The 737-nt window shown below is 44.5% G+C and carries 2 protein-coding genes; both read right to left on the reverse strand.

Features of this window, described 5'->3' with window-relative positions; genetic code table 11:
* Positions 1-414: transposase (locus BGC07_RS17110; protein WP_394332146.1), on the reverse strand; the 414-nt coding region annotated here is incomplete at its 3' end.
* On the reverse strand, positions 315-530 hold the full coding sequence (locus BGC07_RS24070) for a transposase zinc-binding domain-containing protein (protein WP_394332145.1): 216 nt from the start codon (positions 528-530) through the stop codon (positions 315-317). The genes BGC07_RS24070 and BGC07_RS17110, both read right to left, overlap by 100 nt.
* Positions 531-737: the final 207 nt, after the last annotated feature.

A 737-nucleotide genomic window follows, 5' to 3' on the forward strand; every position in this document is an offset into this window, starting at 1 on the left:
CTTTACACCTGCTTTATAAGCATTGCGTAGTAGAGAAATAATTGTATAACGCCACATTCTCATGGTTTTTTGTTTAGTAAAGTAAATCTTTTTCCACACGGTCTCACATTCAGATAGACCACCGCGTGTCACGGATAAGTGGATGTGCGTGTTCCACTTTAAGTCCTGGCCAAACGTGTGGAGCATGGTGAAGATGCCAATCTTAACTTTTTTCTTCTTTGCAGCTTTGAGCAGGATGTCAGCGGCCAGGCGTGATAACTCACTGAGCAGGTCACGATTCGCCAGAAAAAACGGCCAGAGTGCTTCTGGCATTGTCAGAGTGATGTGTTGGTATTCGCACTTTGGCAATAACTCATTTTGCGCGGCAATCCATTGCTCTGTGGCTTTTTTCCACAGGATGAGCATAACCGTGATTTGCAAGTATAGGCAACGGTTTTAGTGTGTTTGCAGTCCGGGTTAGAGCAACTGTATTCGTCATGACCTGCAAACTTTGTTTTGCAGCTGAGCATCTTCACGACAGTTTCAACCACTGAGCGAGGAATATTCTCTCGATTGGCCAGGTAGTAGCGCCACCAGGCTCTGCCGGTTTGGAAAAGATGTTTGAGTGTGAACTGAACCAGGGGTATTAACCTATCGTATTGATTAACAAGCGCTTAATCATACCGATAACGATTAACAATGGGAAGGTGTCAACAACGCTGAACTAGAGTGACCTGTTTTTCAGTAAGTTTTCAGTG

The sequence above is a fragment of the Piscirickettsia litoralis genome, assembly GCF_001720395.1.
In the GTDB taxonomy this organism is placed as follows: domain Bacteria; phylum Pseudomonadota; class Gammaproteobacteria; order Piscirickettsiales; family Piscirickettsiaceae; genus Piscirickettsia; species Piscirickettsia litoralis.